Annotated in this window: 5 protein-coding genes; 3 read left to right on the top strand and 2 right to left on the bottom strand. The window is 61.3% G+C overall.

Annotated features, from left to right (window positions below; all coding sequences use genetic code 11):
* From VGY55_10200 to VGY55_10190, 3 genes are all read left to right on the top strand, one after another.
* The coding region (locus tag VGY55_10200; GenBank protein ID HEV2970352.1) for a hypothetical protein at positions 1-181 on the top strand (181 nt) is incomplete at its 5' end.
* Between the two features lie 259 nt (positions 182-440).
* A complete protein-coding gene (locus VGY55_10195) occupies positions 441-1,163 on the top strand; it encodes a glycosyltransferase (protein HEV2970351.1) in 723 nt (240 codons plus the stop codon).
* 520 nt (positions 1,164-1,683) lie between these two features.
* The gene (locus VGY55_10190; protein HEV2970350.1) at positions 1,684-2,295 is read left to right on the top strand and encodes a hypothetical protein; all 612 of its coding nucleotides are present in this window, start codon (positions 1,684-1,686) and stop codon (positions 2,293-2,295) included.
* 46 nt (positions 2,296-2,341) lie between these two features.
* On the opposite strand, the gene VGY55_10185 is transcribed toward VGY55_10190, so the two are convergent.
* Both VGY55_10185 and VGY55_10180 read right to left on the bottom strand, forming a co-directional pair.
* On the bottom strand, positions 2,342-3,451 hold the full coding sequence (locus tag VGY55_10185) for a glycosyltransferase family 4 protein (protein ID HEV2970349.1): 1,110 nt from the start codon (positions 3,449-3,451) through the stop codon (positions 2,342-2,344).
* Positions 3,452-3,651: 200 nt separating this feature from the next.
* A partial coding sequence (locus VGY55_10180) for a hypothetical protein (protein HEV2970348.1) occupies positions 3,652-4,110 on the bottom strand: 459 nt, incomplete at its 5' end.

Here is a 4,110-nt window from a genome sequence, read left to right as displayed (position 1 = left end):
ACTTAGGGTTTTGGAAATCGAGCGGGAAACCTGGTTGCAAGTCTGCGAGCGGTTGGGAACAAAACGGGCTGACGGCGCCGCTGAGACGTCAGATACCGAATCGAAGGCAACTTCGCCGCTCGTGTTCGACCTGCCGCCTGTTGGCGGCGAGCCGCATGTTGGCCTCTCATTCGAAGCTTAGTCGCGGCCGCAAGTGGCCGACGCTGCCAGCATCGGCATCTTCGGCGTGCGACACGACCGATCGCTAGCTGCTGGCGTCGGAAAACTCGACGCAATCGCTACCCACGGACGTTTTTCTCAACCGACTTGGGCCAAGAGTCCGAAGTTATGCAGAGGAAGTGAACGGAAACGGCCTGCGCAAACTGGTTTTTTCAGACTGCGCCGGCGACGTGCCACACGTACGCCAGCGCTCGTCCTGGTCTTTTCGGAAGGGATCGAACATGCTGAGGATCTTCATTGGTTGGGATTCCCGTTTTCCCGAGCCGGCCGACGTGCTTCGTTATAGCCTGCTCAAGCACTCGTCGATCCCGCTCGACATCCAATATCTCAAGCTCGACGAGCTGAGGCTCCGCCGGGCGCACGATCCGCTCGCATCGACGGAATTCACGTACAGCCGCTTCCTCGTGCCCTATCTTTGCAATTTCCGCGGCAAGGCCCTGTTTCTCGACAACGACATGCTCTGCCTCGGCGACGTGCGGGAAATCGACGATCTCGACATGCGGCCGTATGCCCTGCGAGTCGTCCAGCACGACTATCAACCGACCAACGCGGTCAAGATGTATGGCTGCCCACAGACCAGCTATCCGCGGAAGAACTGGTCGAGCATGATGCTGATGGATTGCGCGAAGCTCGCAGTCTGGAGCAAGGAAGCGATCGAGACGCGGACCGGAGCATATCTCCATCGCTTCCAAGACATCCCCGACGCTCAGATCGGCGAGCTGCCCAGGACCTGGAACACGCTCGACTGGATGGACGCCACGACGAAGCTGATCCACTACACCAACGGCGGCCCGTGGTTCGAGCAATATCGCAACCATCCGTACGCCGGTGTTTGGTTCCAATGTCAGGCCGAAATGGTGGCCGGGCAGAAGAAGGCCCCGATCCCCGCGCCGCATCTTTTCCCGGCGAGCATTCCGAGCGCATCGCTGGCCAACCGGCAATAACATCAGCGTTCAAAACCGCAAAGAGCATTGCGGCACGGCGGCGCATCGTTAGCCGGTTCGCTTGCGAACCGCTGACCCGCCGCAAACGGCGGCGGCCTTCGGTTCGCAAGCGAACCGGCTAACGCGACCGCCATCTGGTTCATCACTCGTCGCCCACTTTCGTCGTGGATCGACGTCTAAATCTGCTTGCAATTTCCCCAGCCCACCCGCTAAACTGCGGCTAATAGATCGAGCCTGCCATCCGGAACTGGCGGGCGACGAAACTTCTCGGTGGGTCCGTCTTGAGCTTGCGAATTCTCGCAAGGGAAGGGGGTTCTTTATGTGCAAGTTGCTTGCGTCGACGTTTGTGGGTCTTGCGTTGGCATTTAGTTTGCGCGGCTTCTCCGCAATTGCCGCGGACGACGAAAAGCAGGTACTGAAAACGGCTCCGGCTCGCGGCACGTCGCCCGCCACCGCGCCGGCAGAAAAGCCCAACGGCCAATCCGCGGGAACCGGTGGTCAATCCGCCTACGAACGGATCATGCGCGCTCTGGACGAGCCGACCGAGATGGATTTCGCCGAGACGCCGCTAAAGGACGTGGTCGAGTCGCTTAAGATTCGCTACGGGATCGAGGTTCAGCTCGATTCCAAATCGATGACAGACGCTGGTGTTGGTGCGGACACGCCGATTTTTCGAACCCTTAAGGGCATTTCCCTGCGCTCAGCGCTGCGGTTGATGCTGCATGAACACGAGTTGACTTTCGTTCTCCAAAATGAAGCTCTCGTGATAACGACTGAGGAAGGTCAAACCGAAATGCGTCAATACGACGTCGCGGACTTTGTGCGTGACGGTTGGACCATCGCCGACCTAGTCGAGGCGGTCCGTTTCGCCCTGCCGCGACCCGCGCCGGGCGCACAAGGCGATGGCCCTCGCGGATCTGCCAGCGCCGGCTTTGACCAGCCGGGGCGATCCGCCCGTCGTGGCATTCCCACGGTAGCTTTGCAGGCCGCCGGCGCCACGCCGTCTGCTGCGGATAGCGAGGTCATTGCTGTTCGAAATCTGTTGTTAGTGCGGACGACGGATCGAGGACACATGGACGTAAGCAATCTAATGGCGGAACTTCGGCATCGATTGGAAACCAAGACAGAGTGAGAGGCCGGGTGTAGCTCCCGGTGCGTCAGCGGGGACTTGACGCACCCTACGATTCCGCCAGCCAGGCTTCCCATTGGTCAGCTCGCCGCGGCCAAGTGCATTCGGCGTTGATGTAGGCGACTTGGCGATTCAGCAAATCGTTGACCTTGCCGGGCTGCGTCTCGAATTCCTCGAGCGTGCGGACCGTCTCGTCGATGAAGCGATCGGAGTACGTGAGCCAATCGTCGCCCACCGGGATGAGCCGCGCGAAGCCCGCGGTCGTCTCGGGCAGAGCGCCCAATTCGCTTGTCACAATTCGGCAACCGCTGGCCATCGCTTCCATTACGGCGATGCAACTTGTCTCCGCGAAATGGTTCGGATACGCGAGCATCGCCACCTCGCGCAATTGCTCGGCCAGTTCCGGCTGCGCGAGCGAGCCGATGTATTCGACGCCGGGCGTGTCGCGGCAGAGTTCATAAAGGTGGCCATATTGGGCCGAATCGCTTTCGTCGGCCGCTTGATAGACCTGCATGCTCGAATAGACTCGCAGCGTCGCTCCCCGCACGTCACGGCGAATCGCGGGAAACGCATGCACCAAAATATCGAGCCCGCGAAACGGCGTACTTGTGTAAGCGAGCACGGGGGGCCGCCGTTTCGCGGCGACGATATCCGCCCCGGGCGGGAACCTAGCGAGAAACGCCGGACTGACAGCATTTCGCAAAACCCGCACTCGCGCCGGATCGATCTGAAAGGTTCGCTCGAAACAACCCCGCTGCCAATCGCTCAGGAGCGCAAAGCCATCGAACGCACTGCGGACCTCCTCGCGCGCCAGCGGCTGCACGGCCGGCTGATCGTGAGCATGTTGAATCCAGGCGATGAGCCGCGCGCCGTTGCGCAAGAGCGGCCGGATCGATAGCCCGGGCTTCACCGAATTCAGCAGCACCACCAGGTCGAAGCTCTTCCAAACGTCGCCCTGGGCCTTCGCCGCTGGCAAGCAGACGACGCCGCGCGAAACGCCCGGCAGCGCCGCATTGTTGATGAGCTGCACCTCGTGCCCGCGGCGGGCCAGCTCCTCGGCCAGATAGCACAAGGCCGATTGCGATCCCCCCAGCGGCTTCTGATACACGGTCTCGATCGTGTAATCCCAAGGCACGAAATCGACAAATGCGATATGCATGCGATGGGAGGAAGGACGAGGGAATTTGCAAGTGGCAAGTTTCGAGTGGTCGCCGAAAGTGGCAATACGGCCGCGCTAGCCGGCACGCTTGCGTGCCGGATCGCTGCTAAAGGCGTCGAAGACTAAGAATATCCTTGCCGCTTCCGTTTATGTAGCCCCGTCGTTCGCCATATTCGTCGTGAATCTGATGCCGAGGAGAATCACGGCGTGTCCCGCCGAGCGTGAAGGGCCAGTTCCTCGAACAGGTCTTCCAGTTCACGGACGGCGGCGACATTGTCGAACAGCGCGCCGCGGGTGGCGGCGATCTCATTCCGCACGCTGCGGCGATGGTCCGGATCGCTGGCCAATCGAACGGCCAATTCGACGTACTCCGCCGGAGATTTCGCGATGCAGGCGGTCATTCCCATCGTCCGGTAAGCGGCAAGCGTGTAGCCTCCGCGGTGCAGAGCGGTTGGCAGGGTGACGACGGGCGTGCCGACTGAGAGCGCGTCGTAAATGGAATTGGCGCCGCCCGAGTAATGCACTGTGTCGAGCGCCACGTCGGCGGTGGCCAGGAGCGTGAGGTAATCGGCCTGGATCATCCGCGGCACGAACCGGAGCCGCTCGCCGCAATCGGGGAAGCTGCGACAAAAACGCGCGCGAATCGCGGCCGTCACGTG

This window comes from Pirellulales bacterium, from assembly GCA_035939775.1.
Classification (GTDB): Bacteria; Planctomycetota; Planctomycetia; order Pirellulales; family DATAWG01; genus DASZFO01.
This window is presented reverse-complemented; position numbering and strand designations above follow the sequence as displayed.

Coding starts and splice junctions, on each gene's coding strand:
- VGY55_10195 (HEV2970351.1), top strand. CDS start 441: ATGCTGAGGATCTTCATTGGTTGGGATTCCCGTTTTCCCGAGCCGGCC.
- VGY55_10190 (HEV2970350.1), top strand. CDS start 1,684: ATGCGCGCTCTGGACGAGCCGACCGAGATGGATTTCGCCGAGACGCCG.
- VGY55_10185 (HEV2970349.1), bottom strand. CDS start 3,451: ATGCATATCGCATTTGTCGATTTCGTGCCTTGGGATTACACGATCGAG.